6 protein-coding genes are annotated in these 18,177 nt (G+C 69.3%); 1 reads left to right on the top strand and 5 read right to left on the bottom strand.

What is annotated here, in order from left to right; genetic code table 11:
• Nucleotides 1–158 precede the first annotated feature (158 nt).
• Complete coding sequence (locus tag ABD693_RS07590) at nt 159–14,162, bottom strand: autotransporter outer membrane beta-barrel domain-containing protein (protein ID WP_344696422.1); 14,004 nt, start codon at nt 14,160–14,162, stop codon at nt 159–161.
• A gap of 482 nt (nt 14,163–14,644) precedes the next feature.
• On the opposite strand from ABD693_RS07590, the gene ABD693_RS07585 reads away from it, so the two are divergent.
• On the top strand, nt 14,645–15,607 hold the full coding sequence (locus ABD693_RS07585; RefSeq protein WP_344696421.1) for an AraC family transcriptional regulator: 963 nt from the start codon (nt 14,645–14,647) through the stop codon (nt 15,605–15,607).
• Between the two features lie 299 nt (nt 15,608–15,906).
• Here ABD693_RS07585 and ABD693_RS07580 read toward each other — a convergent pair whose 3' ends face one another.
• The 4 genes from ABD693_RS07580 to ABD693_RS07565 are packed head-to-tail and all read right to left on the bottom strand — an operon-like array spanning nt 15,907 to nt 18,168.
• Entirely contained in the window at nt 15,907–16,545 is a 639-nt protein-coding gene (locus ABD693_RS07580; protein ID WP_344697594.1) for an NrsF family protein, read from the bottom strand.
• A 2-nt stretch (nt 16,546–16,547) separates the two neighbouring features.
• Entirely contained in the window at nt 16,548–17,063 is a 516-nt protein-coding gene (locus tag ABD693_RS07575) for a sigma-70 family RNA polymerase sigma factor (protein WP_344696420.1), read from the bottom strand.
• A 2-nt stretch (nt 17,064–17,065) separates the two neighbouring features.
• Complete coding sequence (locus tag ABD693_RS07570; protein ID WP_344696419.1) at nt 17,066–17,539, bottom strand: DoxX family protein; 474 nt, start codon at nt 17,537–17,539, stop codon at nt 17,066–17,068.
• Nucleotides 17,536–18,168 carry an HvfC/BufC family peptide modification chaperone gene (locus tag ABD693_RS07565; protein WP_344696418.1) on the bottom strand — a complete coding sequence of 211 codons (633 nt, stop codon included), beginning with the start codon at nt 18,166–18,168 and terminating at the stop codon, nt 17,536–17,538. The genes ABD693_RS07570 and ABD693_RS07565 overlap by 4 nt, the downstream gene beginning before the upstream one ends.
• Nucleotides 18,169–18,177: the final 9 nt, after the last annotated feature.

Here is an 18,177-nt window from a genome sequence, read left to right as displayed (position 1 = left end):
GGTGGGCTGGCTCGCCAGCCCACCATATTGTTCCCCGAGCATCCGCAACTGGCCGAAAGCGGACGGCTCGGAATGCGACACGAGGTCAGCAGTCCGGACCCTCCCCCCAGGACGAGCGGGCCAAGTCGTTTGGCTTGCCCCACGCGCAACCTACCCCGTCAGAAGCGGGCGCGGAAGGTCAGCCGGCCCTCCTGGCTCTGCACCGACTTGCCCGCTTCGATCCGGTAGCCGAAGTCGAGCGAAGTGGCGCCCGATCCGGTGACCCGAAGCTCGGCGCCGCCCATCCAGCTGCTCTTGTCGAACAGGCTGCGGATCATCGCCGGATCGGCGCCCGCATTCTCTCCGACCAGCCGCAGCGGGGCGGTGATTGCGCCCTCGTTGTGGAACACGCCACCGCCCTTGAGCGACAGGGTGATCGTCGGCGACAAATGCGCGCCGACGCTGAGGAGCGGCGAGGCCGTGCCGATCCACTCGTGGTGCTTGAGACCGGTGATCCCGAGCCCTTCGAGGCCCTGCTCGGCGAAGCGCTGCTGGCCGAGGCGGAACATCGAGGCTTCAAGTTCGGGCCGCGCAAACAGCGTCCCCATGTCGAAGGTGTAGGACAGGCGCGCCGTGCCGCCGAGATAATCGGTCTTGTAGTGGCTGACGCCCGTGCGGCTGACGAAGATCGACTGCCGGCGGGTGAGGTCGACCGTCTGGATCCCCCCGCTCAGCGCCACGCTGGCGAGGGCGGCGTCGTTCTTGCCGAACCGCCGCGACGCCGCGACGCCGAGGTGGAAGCCCTCGGCCGAGCCTTCGGCGCGATCACCGGCATAGTTGAACCTGCCGCTATCGTCGAAGCCGAGCGAGATGCCTGCGGTCCAGCCATTGCCGAGGCCATGCTGGTAGCCCATCCGGAGGCGTGCGCCCGCATCCTGGTCGAAGCGATATTCGCCGCGCTCGGTGCCGCGCCGGTAGCGCGTGCCGTCGACTTCGCCCCACACGCACGACTTGCCCGTGTCGACTGCCTCGCGGCAGCCGAGCACGCCCGCACCGAACCGGCGCGCGCTGTCGAACTGGAGGAGCTGCGGCGCGGCGAACATCGACGGGTCGAGCTCGGCAAAGATCGCCTTGTAGGTCGACTCCTGCCCGTTTTCGAGGTTGCCGAGCAGCGCGAGCAGACGACCGATGGTCGGGGAGTCGCCCGCGTTGAGCGCGGAGTCGAGCGAGCGGCCCAGCGCGCGCTCGTTCGCGGTCAGGAACTGCTGCCCGAAGTTGCTCGTGAAGGCGAGGTTGATCGCATTGCCTGTGGTCTGGACCCGGTAATCCATCGCCAGCGTGTCCTTGACCTTGAGCCCGTTGTCGGCGGCGGTGCCGCCGGTCGTGACCAGGGCCACCGGCTTGTTGTTCTGGAGCCAGGTCAGGGTGATGTCGGCCGTCCCGTTCACCGCCGCATTGCCCGTGACGTTGATCTGGTCGGACGCATAAGGCCCGAAGGCGACGTCCCAGAACGACTTGCTCGACGCAGTGAGGAGGAGATTGCCGTCGAGCGCCACCTTGCTGATGACGTTGGTGCCGAGCAGCACGTCGGTCGTGGGATCGTTCGTGCGCAGCGGCACGAAGCGGTCGCCGGCCGCGAGATCGAGCGGATAGCGGCTCGCCGACTGGCCGAGGAGCAGGGTTCCGGCATTGGTGAAGGTGCCATCGCTGCCGGGCCCGTCGCGCAGGTCGATGCTATCGATGGTGACGAGCGTCGCCCCGAACGTGTTGAGGAGCGCGTTGGTCCCGCCGCCAAGGCTGAAGTTGCCGACCGCGAGCCCATTGTTGACGACGGTATCGTTTCCGCTGGTGCCGCGCGCCGCGAGACCCGAGACCGCCGAGAGCGACTGGTTGCTGGTGAGGAGATTGTCCTTGCCGCCGTCGAGGAGGACGCCCGCCCCGGTGCCGGTGCCGCTGCCGCCGCGAACGGCGCCATTGGCGGTGATGGTGATGTTGCCGCCACCGAGCGAGCCCAGGCTCTGCGCCGCGACCGCGGTCGAACCGGTGCCGGGCGTGAAGACCTGCCCGTCGATTTTGAGATCGATGAGCCCGCCCCGGCCGACCCCGCCGGCCGTCCCTGCGAAGAGGCCATCGACGAGGCCGCCGCCGCCGCCGATGCTCTGCGCGAGGATGCCGTAGCTGTTGCCACCGCCAAGGACGGCGATGTCGCCGGTCTGGGTCAGGCGGACCGCGCCCGCATTGCCGCTGTTGGCGTTCGACAAGGTGAGGCTCAACTGCGGGCCGCTGCCGAACAGTGCCCCGCCGCCGCCGCCGATCGACTGCAGCACGATGCCGTTGGCGCCGGTGCCGCGGGTGACCACGACGCCGTTGTTGGCGACCGTCACGTCGCCTCCCGAGCCGCTCGCTCCGGCTTGGCCGCCGAGGATGATCGAACGCGCGGTCAGGCCGTCGAGGACGACCTCGCCCCCGCCCCCGCCGATCGACTGGACGATCAGGCCGTTGGCGCGCGCGCCTTCGGTCGAGAAGCCGCCGGTGAAGGAGACGCTGACCGCGCCGCCGTCATTGCCGCTGCCGCCCGTGGCGCCGAGCGACACGACCGCCGGAGCGGTGGCCGACGACGCCTGCGGAAGCGCCGCTTCGGTCCAGCCCTGCGTGGTGCGGACGCCCGCAGCGCCGGCGGCCGGAACGGCATGGACCGAGGCGATGGCGGTGCCGCCGCCGCCGCCGATCGACTGGATCACCGCGCCATGGGCATATTGGTTGGTGGTGAACACCGCCCCCGCCTGAGTCCGCGATACCGCGCCGCCGTCCGAGTTCGACGTCCCGACCGCGCCGAGGCCGAGCCGGACGCTTTCGATGACCGACAGGTCCTCGACGGCGAGATTGACCAGCGCCTGGCCGCCGCCGCCGCCGATCGACTGGAGGACGACACCGGTCGAGCCCTTGCCGGTGGTGACGATCTCGCCATTATGGCTCGAGACGATGGCCGCGCCGCCGCTGTCGCTGCTGTTCTTGGCGCCGAGGCCGACGACATAGGTCGCCTGCGCGCTGACGGTTCCGGTCGCCGCGGCGCCGATGCCCGCCGTGGTGGTAGGAACGGTCGGCTTCACGATGAGGCCGCTCAAGGTGACGGTGCCGCCACCGCCGCCAATCGAACGGATGGTGGTGCCGCTGCCAAAGTCGCCGCCCGCACCCATGGTGCCCGAGATGCTGACGTTGACGTTACCCGCCGCCATCGAGGTCGCCTCGTTCGCGCCGACCCGCGCCGCGACGATCACCGGATCGACCGGGCGATTGGTGGGCTCGCCCTTGACGAGGTTGGGGATGCCGTCGAGCTCGCCGAGATCGGGCGTCGGGATCGCGACGTCGGGCAGCGCGCTCGACAGCGACGGCATGGCGATGCCGCTCAGGTCGAAGTTGGCGTGGCCACCGCCGCCGTTGATGCTCTCCGCGACGATCGCCTGGGAGCCCGCGCCGGTGACGGTGATGTCGCCAGAGTGGACGACGTCGACCTGCCCGCCGACCCCTGCACTGCCGCCGCCGAGCGCGCCGACCGCAAGCGCCATCAGGTTTGAGGCGACCAGCGTCTTGACGTCGCCGGTGAGCGCGACGCCCATCCCGGCATTGCCGCCGCCGCCGCCGATCGACTGCGCGACGATGCCGTCGGCATTCTTGCCCTTGGTGAAGATCCGGCCGCTGTTGATGACCGAGACATGGCCGCCGTCATTGCCGGCGCCGCCGATGCCGCCGATCGAGATGAGCGGCGACTTATCCTTGGCCTTGAGGAGGATGTTGGTGGACAGGACCAGCCCGCCGTTGCCGCCGCTTCCGCCGATCGACTGCGCAAGGATGCCGTAGCTCCCCTCGCCCTCGGTCTGGATGCTGCCGCTGTTCTCGACGATCACCTCGCCGCCGACGTTGCCGTCACCGCCAGCGCCGCCGATGTTGATGCCGAGCGATATGCTGTCCTTGTTGCCCGAGCTCTTGGCGATCGAAGCGATCGACGAACCGTTGCCGCCGCCACCGCCGAGCGACTGGGCGAAGATGCCATGCGCGTCCTTGCCAGTGGTGAAGATCGTGCCCGAATTGGCCTGGCCCGCGACCGCCGCGTTGACGACCTTGACCGTGCCGCCCTTGCTGCCCGAGCCGCCACCGCCGCCGATCGCCACCTGGATCGCATTCGAATCGCCGTCGTTCTGCGTCGACAGGACGGTCAGGTTCGACACCGAGCCGGCATCGCCGCCGCCGCCGCCGATCGAATTGGCGCTGATGCCCGAGGCACCCTCGCCTGTGGTCATGATCAACCCGCGGTTGATGACGTCTACCCGGCCGGCGAGATTGCCGTCGCCGCCGCCGCCGCCCACCAGCACGTTGAACGTGTTGACCGTCTGCGCCTTCTGCTGCTCGACGTTGTAGACTGCGCCGCCGACACCGCCGCCGCCGCCGATCGACTGGGCGCGGATGCCGTAGGACTTCTGCCCGATCGTCGAGATGATGCCGTCGTTGGTGACCGCGACGTCGGCCGCGATCGAGCCCGATCCGCCGCTGCCGCCGACCGCCACGCCGATCGTGGTCGCGGTCTTCTTCTCGAGATTGTCCGCGGCCTTCTTGATGGTCGAGGCAGAGCCGCCGACACCGCCGCTGCCACCGATCGACTGCGCAAGGATGCCGTCGCTCGACGCGCCCTTGGTGACGATGAGGCCGCTGTTGCCGACGGTAACCTTGGCCGACACGGCGCTGTCGCCGCCCCCGCCGCCGATCGCTACCGCGATGCTGTCCTTCTGGTCGGTGGTGAGCACGCGAGCCGAGCCGGCGATGCCGCCGTCGCCGCCGATCGACTGCGCGATGATCCCGCGCGCGCTTTCGCCGTCGGTCTGGATGTCGGCGCTGTTGGCGACCGTCACGGTGCCGCTGTGGCCGCCCGCGCCGCCCTCGAGCCCGACCGACAGGCCGAAGCCACTCGCGGTCCGGTCCTTGCCCGAGCCGCCCGAGGCTTGCCCCTCGATCGAGGTCGTGCCGCTCATGCCGCCGGCCCCGCCGGTCGACTGGGCAACGATGCCGTTCGAATGGTCGCCGCTGGTGACGATGAGGCCGCGCGCGGTGACGTCGACGTCGCCGGCGGTGCCGCCCTTGCCGCCCTCGCGGCCGATCGAGGCCTTGAGGTTGTTGTCGGTGCCGGTGAGCAGCCCGAGGTTCATCGCGACGTTGCCGCCGCCGCCCGCGAAGGACTGGGCGACGAGGCCGCTCGAGGCGGCCTGGTGCGTGAGGATGGTGCCGTCATGGACGACCGTCACGTCATCGGCCGAGCCCGCGTCACCGGCCGCGCCGCCGATGGCGATCGAGAAACCGGTGATGTTCGACTTCTTGGTCGACTTGCCCTCGTCGGTCCAGAATTTGAGCGAGGCGGTCTTCTCGCCGAGCTTGGTGAAGCCGACGTTGACCGCGGCATTGCCGCCGCCCTTGCCGATCGACTGGGCGAGGATGCCCTCGCTGCCGTAGCCGTCGGTCTGGATGGTGCCGAAATGCTCGACCGAGACGGCCTTGCCGTTGCCCGACGAGGCGCCGTCGCCGCCGACCACGATCTGTCCGCCGAAGCCGGTCGCATTGGCCTTGGTCGAGCCGGTCGCGAAGGCGAGGTTGGTCGCCGCGCTGCCGCCGCCGCCGCCGATCGACTGCGCGACGAGCCCGGCCGAGCCGGCGCCGAAGGTGTTGATCAGCGAGCGCGAGACGCTGCCGTCCTCGAGCTTGCCGCGGATGACGCTGACGATGCCGGCGTCGCCGCCGACCCCGCCGCTCCCGCCGACCGCGACCGAGAGCGGATTGCCGTTCGACGTGTAGACGCCGACGAGGTTGAACCCGCCCGAGCCGCCGCCGCCGCCGATCGACTGCACGGTGACGCCCGGCGAGAAGCCCTCCTGGCTGCTCGCCTTGAGGCTCGTCGAGCCGTCGGCATTGGTGGTGACCACCGTATTGACGAGGATGTTGCCGGTGCTGCGCAGGCTTGCGCTGCCGGCGATCCCGCCCTTGCCGCCGGTGCCGCCGATGCCGATGCCCGCCGCGAAACCGTCGAGCTTGCTGTCGCCGTTCGAGCGATTGACGTTGGCGACGAAGTCCATGCCGCCGTCACCGCCGCCGCCGGCAATCGACTGAACCAGCACGCCGCGCGAGCTGTAGCCCTCGACGATGACGTTGCCGTCCTGCTCGGCCACCACATTGCCCGACGAATTGCCGACGCCGCCGTCGCCACCCATGCCGAAGACAATGACCGGCTCGGTGCCCTCAAGCGGCTTGAACCCGCCCGAGAAATTGAACCCGCCATTGCCGCCGCCGCCGCCGACCGACTGGACCGTGAGGCCGGTCGCCTTGTAGCCGCTGGCAAAAAGGTCGGCGCTGACCTTGGCCGTGACGTCGGCGCCCTTGCCGCCGCCGCCGCCCGCGCCGCCGATCCCGGCCGTGACCGACCCGTCGGAGGTGATCGAGGCCGAGACGTTCATCGCGCCGTCGCCGCCGCCGCCGCCGACCGAGCCGACATAGACCGCCGACTTGACGTCACCGGTACCCTGGACCTGGATTCGCGGACCCGAGACGGCGCCGATGGTCGCATCGACGATGCCCGCGTCCCCGCCCGAGCCGCCGAATCCGCCCAGCCCGAAGACCAGCGCGCTCGCGGTCGAATCCTTGTCCGCCTTGGCAAACGAGATCGCGCCCGCGACGTCCATGCCGCCAGCGCCGCCCCCGCCGCCCTGCGACTGAACGAGGATGCCGTGCGAGCCATGCAGGAGATGGGTCTTGGCGCCGACCTCGATCACCTTGCCGTCGGCAAAGGTGAAGTCGTCGGGATAGAAGCTCGTCGCGGCATCGCTGCCGGTGGCAAAGACGCTGTCGACGATCGTCGCGGTGACGTTGCCGGCCTTGCCGCCGCCGCCGCCGAAGCCGCCGATGCCGAGCACGACCGAGCCCGCGTCGCCGGTATTGGTCGCACTGATGCCCGCCGACACGTTGAGCGCGCCGAGACCGCCGCCGCCGCCGACCGACTGGGCGACCACGCCGTTCGAACTGCTCTGGCGGGTGACCGTCTGGCCGACGCGTGTCAGCGTGACGTCCCCGCTCTTGCCGCCGTCGCCGCCGAAGCCGCCGAGGCCGAAGGCGAAGCCCGCCGCCGTGCCCTGGGTCGAAACGTTGATGGTACCCGAGACGTTGACGCCGCCATTGCCGCCGCCGCCGCCCACCGACTGCGCGACCACGCCGTTCGAACGGGCGCCATCGGTATCATAGGAACCACGCACGTCGGCGGTGACCGTCGTGGCATCGCCGCCGCCGCCGCCGAAGCCGCCGATCCCGATCGAGACACCGCCCGAGGTCGAATCGCCCTTGGTGACGGTGATCCCGCCGGTGACGTTGAGCGCGCCGTTGCCGCCCGCGCCTCCGAGGCTCTGGAACAGCGCGCCATAGCTGCCGACGCCGCGCGTCGAGACATCGCCATAGGCCTTCCCGTCGACGGTGCCGGCATTGCCGCCGTCGCCGCCGAAGCCGCCCAGCCCGAAGCCGATGCTGCCCGTCAGGCCCTTGCTGACCGCAATTCCGCCGGTGACGTTCATGCTGCCGTTGCCACCGCCGCCGCCGACCGACTGCATCAGGATGCCGTGCGATTCGAGCCCTGACGTGGTGACGTTGCCGATGAGTTCGCCGATCACCGCCTTGGCATCGCCGCCGCCGCCACCGAAGCCGCCAATGCCGACCCCGAGGTTGCCGGTGGCCTTCGAGCCGAGGCCGATGTTGAGTCCGGCCGTGACGTTGAAGGCGCCGTTGCCGCCGCCGCCGCCCAGGGACTGGAAGGTCGCGCCGAAGCTCTTGTCGGCCCGCGTGACGATGTTGCCCGTGTAGCTCGCGGTGACCTTGTTGCCGTCGCCGCCGTCGCCGCCGAAGCCGCCGACACCGATCCCGATGTTGCCACTGGCACCCTTGGTGACCGAGAAATTGCCGGTGACGTTGAAGCCGCCGTTGCCGCCGCCGCCGCCGGCCGACTGGACCAAGACGCCGTAGCTTCCGACGCCGCTCGTCTGCGTGTTGCCGGTGAGCGTCGCCTCGACCTCGCCCGAGCCGCCGCCACCGCCCGCGAAGCCGCCGACGCCAATCCCGAGATTGCCGTTTGCCGATTGACCGAGGCCGATGCTGACCCCGCCGGTGACGTTGAAGCCGCCGTTGCCGCCGCCGCCGCCGAGCGACTGGATGGTTGCGCCGTTGCTGTTCGCGCCGCCGGTCTGGATGTCGCTCTCGATCGTCGCGAAGACCGCCTTGCCGTCGCCGCCGTCGCCGCCGAAGCCGCCGATCCCGATCCCGAGATTGCCGTTGGCGCCCTTCGAGGCCGACAGGCCGCCAGTCACGTTGAAGCCGCCATTGCCGCCGCCGCCGCCCATCGACTGGACGAGCAAAGCGCTCGAATCCTTGCCCGCCGTGACGAGGTCGCCGCGGATGCTGGCGCGCGCGATCCCGGCGTCGCCGCCGTCGCCGCCGAAGCCGCCGACACCGACGCCGATGTTCCCCGCCGCGCCCTTGGCGAGGCTCACGCCGGCCGTGACGTTGAACCCGCCATTGCCGCCGCCGCCGCCGAGCGACTGGACGATGATGCCCGCCGAATCGTCCTTCGCGGTGGTGACCGCCGCCAGCGTGTTGGCGCTGTCGCTGGTGCGCTGATTGAGGAGCAATGTCGCTTCACCGCCATTGCCCGCGTCGCCGCCGAAGCCGCCCACGCCGACGCCGATCGCGCCGGCATTCTTGGCGATGGAGAGGGTCGCCGAGACGTTGAACCCGCCGTTGCCGCCGCCGCCACCGATCGATTGCACGAGGAGGCCGGTGGAGGACTTGCCCGCCGTGGCGATCCCGCCGGTAATGTCGGCGCTGGCCTTGCCCGCGAGCGCGCCCGAGCCGCCCATGCCGCCGATGCCGATGTTGGCCGCGCCCGTCCCGGTGCCGCCGATGTTGAGGCTGCCGGTGACGTTGAAGCCGCCATTGCCGCCGCCCCCGCCGATCGACTGGACGACCACGCCGTCCGACTCGTCGCCCCCGGTGACCGCCGCCACGAGGGTGGTGGTCGGGTTCGCAATCTGGTTGTTGATGCGCAGGGTCGCGTCGCCGGCGTAGCTTCCGGTCCCGCCCGAGCCGCCGATGCCGACGTTGATCATGCCCGAGCCGGTGCCGCCGATGGTCAGCCCGCCCGCGACGTTGAACCCGCCGTTGCCGCCACCGCCGCCGATCGACTGCGCAAGCACGCCGACGCTCTGCTTGCCGCTGGTCGCGGTATAGCCGCTGACGTCCGCGACGACGCTTCCGGCATGACCGCCGGTGCCGCCCGAGCCGCCGATCCCGACATTGACGCCGCCCGCGCCGGTCCCGGCGAAGCTCGCGCCGCCGGTGACGTTGAAGCCGCCGTTGCCGCCACCGCCGCCGAGCGACTGGGCGATGATGCCCGCGCTCAGGTCCTTGCGGGTGACTGCGGCGATCCGCAGCGGGTCGCTGGTGGTGACGCCGTGATTGACGTTGAGCGTGACGAGCTCGGCGCTTCCGCCGCCGCCGCCGCGACCACCGATGCCGACGCCGATCTGGCCGGCCCCGGTCCCGCCGGCCGCGATGCCGCCCGAGATGTTGAAGCCGCCATTGCCGCCGCCGCCGCCGATCGACTGCGCGACGATGCCGTCCGATTGCACGCCATTGGTCGAGGCATAGCCGACGACGTCGAGCTTGACCTCGCCGCCATTGCCGGCCGTGCCGCCGCTGCCGCCGAGCCCGATGTTAAGCGTGCCCGAGCCGGTACCGCCGAAGGTGATCCCGCCGGTGACGTTAAATGCCCCCGAGCCGCCGCCGCCGCCAACCGATTGCGCCAGGATCGCGCCCGAGCGGTCGTTACCGGTGGTCGCCGCGCCGGTGAGGCCCGCGGTGACCTTCATCGCCGAGCCGCCGCCGCCGCCGCTACCGCCGAGGCCGACCCCGATGGTGCCGCCAGCGGTGCCGCCGAAGCCCATCGTGCCTGTGACATTGAAGCCGCCGGTGCCGCCGCCGCCGCCGATCGACTGGGCGATGAAGCCCGCCGAATCCTTGCCGGTGGTGCTTACCGACCTGGCCGAGGCGATAACCTCATTGGCGCCGCCGCCATCGCCCCCGGTTCCGCCAAGGCCCACGCCGAGCGAGCCGCCGAAGGTGCCGCCGGCCGCAAGCCCGCCGGTGACGTTGAACGCGCCCGCGCCGCCGCCGCCGCCGACCGACTGGACGATCACGCCGCGCGACTGCTCGCCGGTTGTATAGACCGCGTCGTTGACGGTGCCGGTGACCTTGCCGCCCGCGCCCGCGCCGCCGCCGCTACCGCCGAGGCCGACCCCGATCGACACGCCGGCCGTGCCGCCGAAATTCATGTTGCCGCTGACGTTGAAGCCGCCGCTGCCGCCGCCGCCGCCGACCGACTGGATGACCACGCCGTCCGATTGCTTGCCCGCCGTGACCACCGTGCCGTTGACGGTGCCGGTGACCTTGCCGCCCGCGCCCGCGCCGCCGCCGGTGCCGCCGATGCCGACCGACACGCCGCCCGCGACCGCACCGCCGAAGCCGATGTTGCCGGTGACGTTGAAGCCGCCGCTGCCGCCGCCGCCACCGACCGACTGAACAAGGACGCCCGTGGAGCGCGCGCCGCTGGTCTGAACATTGCCGCCGACCGTTCCGGTCACGGTGCCGCCGACGCCGCCCGAGCCGCCCGCGCCGCCGAGCCCGACCGAGGCGCCGAGTGCCGTGCCGCCGGCGAGCGAGACCGTCGCGCTAACGTTGAAGCCGCCAACGCCGCCGCCGCCACCGACCGACTGGATCAGGGCGCCCGCCGAATCGCTTCCAAGGCCTGCAAGGCCGCCGGTCGAGATGTCGCCGTTGAAGATTCCGGTGACGGTACCGCCGGTGCCGCCGCTACCGCCCGTGCCACCGATCCCGAGCGCGCCCGTGATGGCGATCCCGTCGCTCGCGGCGCCGGCGACGCTGACCGAGAAGCCGCCCTTGCCGCCGCCGCCGCCAACGCTCTGCGCGACGAAGCCGGTCGAATATTGGCCGGTGGTGGTGATGGTGCCGCCGCTCTGCGCGTCGACGGTACCGCCCGCGCCGCCCCCGCCGCCCTTGCCGCCGATCCCGACCGACAGCGCCGCGCTGACGCCCTCGCCGACCGACGCCGCGACGCTGACCGCCGCGCCGCCGTTGCCGCCGCCGCCACCCACGCTCTGCGCAAAATAGCCTTCGGAGAAATTGCCAGTCGTGCGGATCGAGACGTCGCCGCGCGACTGGACGAGACCGCCGGTGCTGCCGCTCGCCGCCGAGCCACCGATGGCGAAGCTCGCCGCGCCGAACAGGCCGGCCGAGACCTGCACCGCCATGCCGCCGCTGCCGCCGCCGCCGCCGACCGATTGCAGGAACACACCGCGCGAGCGATCGCCGGCCGTGATGATCAGCGGATCGACCAGCAATGAACTGCCAGCGACCGTGACGCTGCGCTGCGAGAAGGTCGAGATGACGTTGCCGCCCGCCCCGCCGGCTGCGCCATCGCCGCCGAGCGCAAGCCCCGCGAACAGGCTCCCCGAACTTGCCGAGCCGCCATTGCCGCCGCCCCCGCCAACGCTTTGCGCGAATAGGCCGTGCGAATCGTTGCCGCCGGTCTGGAGGCTGCCCGAAAGGTTGGTCGTGACGAGGCCGCCCGCGCCGCCGCCCGCGCCCTTGCCGCCGATGACGAGCAGCGCGCCGCCGCTCGATCCGCCGTCACCACCGCCGCCGCCGATCGACTGCGCCTGCATCGCGGTCGACTTGTTGCCGGTGGTCGAGATCGTCCCGCTGTTGCCGATGGTGACGTTGCCGCCCTTGCTTGCGATGTCGCCGCTGCCACCGATGGCGGCGAGGCCGTAGCTGTCACCGCCGCTCCCGCCACCGCCGCCGACCGACTGGGCGAACAAGCCGCGCGAGGTTGCGCCGCCGGTGGTGATCGCGCCCGCGTTGGTAAGCGATACCGTGCCGCCCTCTCCGCCGACCGACCCCTTGCCGCCGAGGGCCACGAGGCCACTCGAGGTCGCGCCGGTGCCGCCGCCGCCGCCGATCGACTGCGCGAAGGCACCATCGGCGCCGGCTCCCGACGTGCGCACGACGCTGCTGCCGCCAAGGCTCACGGTGACCGCGCCGCCAGTCGCGCCCGAGCCGCCGCTGCCGCCGAGCGAGACGAGACCGCCCGAGGCATTGGCATTGCCGCCGCCGCCGCCGACCGACTGGGCGAAGATCCCGCGGGCATCGGCCTCGTGCGTGATGACGCTGCCGTTGTTGGAGATCGACACCGCGCCGCCGGTGTTCCCTGAGCCCCCGCTGCCGCCCATCGTGAAGACGCCGCCGGTGCCTTCGGCCGTGCCGCCGTTGCCGCCGACCGACTCGGCGAACATGCCGTATGCGCCGACGCCGAACGTCTCGATGCGCGAACCCGCGGCCGCGCTGATGCTGGCGGTGCCGCCGGTCCCGCCCGAGCCCGCCGATCCGCCGAAGCTGACCGCGCCGCCCGTCCAGCCGGTCGAGCCGCCGCCGCCGCCGATACTTTGCGCGAAGACCCCGTGCGCATTGGCGCCGGTGGTCGTAATGCTGCTGGTGCCGGCAAGGCTGATCGACGAATTGCCGCCGGTGCCCGCACCGCCGGCGGTGCCGCCGAAGGCGACGATCGCGCCGCTGTTGCCGCTGCTACCGCCATTGCCGCCCACCGACTGGGCCTGGACGCCATAAGCGAGCTTGCCGCCGGTCAGGATGGTGCCGGCGTTGTAGGCAGTGACGTTCCCGCCATTGCCGCCGATGCTGCCCGAACCCGCCGTGCCGACGATGCCGTAGCTCGATCCGCCCGAGCCGCCCGCGCCGCCGAGGCTCTGCACGAGAAGGCCGACCGCGCCGTCGCCCTGCGTGGTCAGCGAGCCATAATTGTTGCCGGTGGCCGACCCGCCCGAAGCGGAACCGCCGCCGAGCCCGCCGTTGACGAGCAGGATGCCGTCGCCGCCCTGCCCGCCCGCGCCCGCCTGCGAGAAGACCCACATGCCGTGGCTTCGGTCGCCGCTGGTCGAGACGGTGACGTAATTGTTGGCGGTGACGTTGCCGCCGACGCCGGCCGCGCCGCCGGCCTGCCCATCATAGCCGCCGAGCGAGTAGGAATCGCCGCCGGTGCCGCCATTGCCGCCGATGCTCGCGACCTTGATCCCCGCAAGGTCGTTGGCGGTGCTGCTGATTAGCCCGCCCGAATAGTCCGCCGGGATCGTCGCGGTGAAGGTCGGGCCGTTGGCGCCCGCCCCGCCGCGGGTCGGAGGCACGCCCACGAAGGCGCAGATATCGGTAAAGGGAACGCACAGGTTAATGCCGCCGCCGTCGCGGCCATCGCCGCCGCTCGCGCCAACGCGGATGTCCTGGAATTGCTCGTTGCCGGTCGGGACCGGGAAGGTGGGCGTGACCGTACCCGTGCCCACGCCGCCGCCGGCCGAGGGAATGGTGTAGGTCACCGCCGACACGGTCGGAATGGTGGTACTGACCTTGTCCGCGTCTTCGACCGTGACCCCGGTGACATAGCTGACGGCGGTGTTGCCCGTCCCGTAGGTCGTCTTGGTGACGGCGGTGACCTTGTAGGTCTTACTCGTGACCACGCCCGTGCTCGAGGTGGTGGTGACGGTATAGGTGTCACCCACTGCGTCGGGCAGGAAGATGATGTTGTTGGCGCCCGTCCGAACGGCGTAGTTACCGACGACTTCGACCACCGTCTCGTTCAGCCGCGTGACCGGATTGAACACCGTGCCGCCCACCGCCGGGACGGTATAGGCGAAGGCGGGCGTCGCGCCCATCGTCCCGGCAGTCGCGCCCGCCATCGCCAGCGGCACCAGCCAGCGCAGGATCCGCTTCAGGCGCTTCGCTTCACGGCCGTTGGTCGCCAAGGCTTGTGCGCGCCGCGGTGCGGTGGCGAGTCGACGCTCGAGCTTGGCGAGCGCCTGCGCGAGGCCGGAGTGCGGTGCAGCAATTAGCGGGGTCAGCGCCGACAGCTCGGCCATGGCATCGCGGCGTTGGCCATCGGACAATTTCGCAAAGTCGAACTGGTCGACGAAGCGGTTCAGAACGAGTGCGAGAACGACCGCTTGGCCATGGCTGATCTTCGACATTGACTTCCCCTCGGTGGCCGCCGCGACGCAGCGCCAAATCTCGCAACACACCGCGCGAGCCGGTCGGTGTTCGAAACCGAGGAAAGCAATTCCAATGACGAATGAGATACCAGGACTGGCTGATCAGGGCGCTCCCACCATGCCTTGAACAACGTTACTCGTACCGTTCGACGCATTCCCCCCGGGAGCGCCACACCACGCTCGCCCCCGCACATCGCGATAGCCTAACCTTTGTTATACAACAATATAACACGGCGGCTCAGATGCTTACCATCGGTCGATTGGGACGCAGAGCCTGCTCTTCCGGGATTCCGGCTAATTTGCGTGGCGCTTCGAAACGGGACCTGCCGCCGATCCTCCACGTTCTCGCCCCCAATGGGAATTTTACGAAACGAAAGATCCCGCTTACGTCCCATTATTCCATTCGAGTTGCGAGGTACGCGATGGAGGCCGCTCCGCCCGAGTCGATCCCGAGGGTGATCATGGACACCACCCTGGTCCCCGAGTCCGAGCAATTCGCTTATTGGGCGGCGCATACGCGCGGCGCGCGATTGTCGCAGCCGAACCCGGGCCCCTTCTACAACCGCGGCGACATGTGGAACCTGGGCGCGCTGCAGATGTGCCTGACCGAAGTGGATCCCTTCGTCGCCGTGCGGGACCGCGAGCTCGTGAATGCGGTGGATGCCGATTACATCCAGTATGTGCAGATTCTCGACGGATCGATGACGTTCGAAGCGGACGACGGGAAGAGCGTGTTGCACCCGCCCGCCTGCTTCCTGCGCGATGCCGCACAGCCGAGCGTCGTCACCTCCACCCGGGTCCGGCTGTTGATGCTCTATTTCTCCCGCGACTTCCTCGAGGAGCGGGCCGGACCGATCGATTACCAGGGGCCGCTGAAGGCCTGCCCCGAACTGGACCTTCTGCAGGAAATTGCCTGCGACATGATCGCGTTCTTTCCTTTCGGTAAGGAAAAAAGCGCGCCGCTCTACGCCGAAATCTTGCGGGACCTGACCGCGGCGGCGCTTCGGGCTTCCGGAGCGGCGCACCGGTCGACGCAGTCACCCCTGCTTGTCGCCGCCAAGGATTACATCGCGTCTCAGCCGCCCGGCACCCTGTCGGTCGAAGGGATCACGAACGCGCTGAAGGTGTCGCGTTCGGTGGTGTACCGTCTCTTCGAACGTGAGGGCGGATTGCTCGCCTACGACCGCATGCGCCGGCTGCGTGCGTTGCACCGGGCAATGCGCAATCCGCTCAACAACAGCACGCTCGCCGAGCTTTCCGCCCGCTACGGTTTTCGCGACCAGACATCCCTGCTTCGCAATTTTCGCAAGGCTTTCGGTTATTCGCCGAGCGAACTCCGCCGGCGCAACCTTGGAAGGGCGAAGACACACGCCGATGCTTCGGCGCCTGATCGGATCCGTGAAGCCTTCGACAGCATCGATTAGCGCTATCGCAAACAGCGCAGTTCGATATCGTCTGGGCAGTCGGAAGCGAGTCAGACGGAGCCGAGACAGGCATAGCCCCCGGAACTTTTCTGACAGGCTAGCTCGCAGCTTACTTAACGATTGACCGTTTCCGAGGCTTTTAGACAACCAACACTGCGTCTGGATTGGGCGCTAAGCCGTCGAACCGGCTTCGCACGAGCGAACGTCTGCTTTCTCCTGTGTGGACCTGAAAGCCGCCGTTCCGCTTCCCACCCTTCCTTGCTCTTCACGCGCTACCACGTTGGACTGCATTCGCCTGATCACCAACGGAGCAGGCGTGGTAGGCTCAACCGTCCAACTACAGCCGTCGCTCCAACCACTGCAGCATGCCAGATGCCAATATGGGTAAGAGCATCGTCAGGGCAGGTCAGCGCCACCGCAATTGCGCCCACGGCCCCGGCCACCAGACCGATCAGCCACGCCGACACATTGATCCGCATGGGCGCACCTCGACGAAGCCAGAACGTCAGTCCGACCGCGACCAGCAGGCTCGCGCCGAGGCCACGAAGAAGACAGCCGATGCCGCCCTCCCAAGTCATAAAGACGCGATCGACTGGACTTTGGATTGCTAGGAAAAGTGCGATCGAAGGCAGGACCGCGACTGCGGCGACCGCCCAGCGCCAACCGTTGTTGCTCATTCCCACGCGCGGCTGAGCCATGCGGGTCAGGCTCCACCCGCCGGCCACCGCGAGCAAGAAGAACAATCCAATGGAAAGTGCGGTGATCGGCGCCGGCGTGGCGGCAAGCACATCGTCGCGCATGCCCCACCAGGCTCCCGTCGCGATTAGAGTGGACAGCGCCAGCACGCCGACCAAAATTTGCCCGCCCATAGGCGAGATCGGCCGAACGGGCTGCAGTCCTTGGCTAAGGTCAACGATCAGATCGTCAAGGGTCGGCATGGTCACTCACTCTCAATCAGGCTGGCAAGCTTCCTCAGCCCGCGATGAACATTCACTTTAACCAGCGTCTCCGACTGGCCGCAGATCTGCGCGGCCTCAGCGACGCTTTTCCCTTCGATCCGCGTCAGGACGATGGCGTTCGACTGCGCCGGCGACAGGCTGTTCAGCAGGCGAGCAAGGCTGAGCCTGGCAAGCACCTCGTCCTCCTCACCGGCGACGACCGCACTGTCCTCCTCCAGCTCCTCGAACGCTCGCGTCCGGCGAAGAGCGTCGATCCAGCGATAGCGCGCGATTGCCGACAGCCACGGCAAGAACGACCGCTCGGAATCGAACGTCGCCCGCTTGGCATGCATCGACAAGAGGGTCTCCTGGACCAGGTCGTCGACCATCGCCGGTGCGATCCGCCTCGCGAAGAAACGGGTCAACCAGGTCCGCGATGCGTCCAGAACCAAACGATACGCCGCTTTGTCCCCGCCCTGTGCCAACGCCATGGAGCGTCGAAGCAGGTCCTCGTCCATCCTCAAGCAAGGACCGGCTGAACACGGGACCGAACCGTCGCGCCTCGGACGACCAGGCTGTCAAGGGAGAACAAGCCCGGGCCGCGGACCACGATCACCAGTGCCAGTGCGACCCAGATGATGTGCACCGTCCACCAGGCTTCAGGATAGACGAAGAACTGGATGACCAAAGTCATGCCTAGCAATGCCAATGCCGAAGGCCTGCTGGCCAGGCCGATCATCAGCAGCACCGGAAAGATATGCTCTGCCAATGTGGCAATCATCGCAGCCAGATGCGGCGGCAGTGGCACGCCAGCATATTCCGTCTCGAACAGCCCATAGGTGCCCTCGCTAATGCGCCAGGTACCGTCTTCAAGCTTGGCCTGACCAGAGCGCCAAAAGATGCCGGCAAAGGCCAGCCGGACGAACAGCAGCATGATTGCCTCGGGCACGACGCCCGACAGCGACCGGTAGAGGCGCGTGATGTTGGTAATCAAGACACGTCTCCAGGCATGGTCAGGGCGCCGGCCGAAATGAGGTGAAGGACAGCGGCCGGTGCAAACTCGTTGAGGAGTTCGCCCATCGCGACCGCTTGGTTACAGCGGTCGAGCAGTTTTTCGCTGGCAGGCGTGAGATCGGTGGTCTGGACCTCCGCATCCGGCCGCGCCAGCAACGTCTGCCGGTCGTCGCCTTCGTGAACCACGATCTGAGTCGCGGGATGACGAATAACGCGCAGCGCGATCAGCGCCTCGGGATCGAGCGCGGTCACCGTGCCAAGGTCGAGCGACGTTGCATCCGCCGCATGATAAACCAGCAACCACGCCCATTCGAGCCGCGCAAGGTCGCGTGCGCCGGCATGGTCGAGATGGCGATGAAGCCCTTCTCCCAGCGTGTCGAGCGAGCGGGCGAGCACCTCGTCCCCTGCGAGATGCTGTTCGGCCGCCCGGTGGAATGCTTCGGCGCCGATCGCTTCCCGGAGCTTGGGATAGGTTTGCTCAAGCGCGACATGACGTGCGTGCGCGATGGTGTTGGCGTGGACTCTGAGGCCGCGCACGATGGCCGCCACCGACCCGGTGAACAGGTCGGGGGGACAGAAATCCGGCCCACGCCGGAGCGCGGTCTGCAAGGCGAGCTG

This window comes from Sphingomonas rosea (assembly GCF_039538065.1).
Lineage (GTDB): Bacteria > Pseudomonadota > Alphaproteobacteria > Sphingomonadales > Sphingomonadaceae > Sphingomicrobium > Sphingomicrobium rosea.
Note: the sequence above shows the minus strand (reverse complement) of the source record. Positions and strands in the feature narration are given on the sequence as shown.

Coding starts and splice junctions, on each gene's coding strand:
- ABD693_RS07585 (WP_344696421.1), top strand. CDS start 14,645: ATGGACACCACCCTGGTCCCCGAGTCCGAGCAATTCGCTTATTGGGCG.
- ABD693_RS07590 (WP_344696422.1), bottom strand. CDS start 14,162: ATGTCGAAGATCAGCCATGGCCAAGCGGTCGTTCTCGCACTCGTTCTG.
- ABD693_RS07575 (WP_344696420.1), bottom strand. CDS start 17,063: ATGGACGAGGACCTGCTTCGACGCTCCATGGCGTTGGCACAGGGCGGG.
- ABD693_RS07580 (WP_344697594.1), bottom strand. CDS start 16,545: ATGCCGACCCTTGACGATCTGATCGTTGACCTTAGCCAAGGACTGCAG.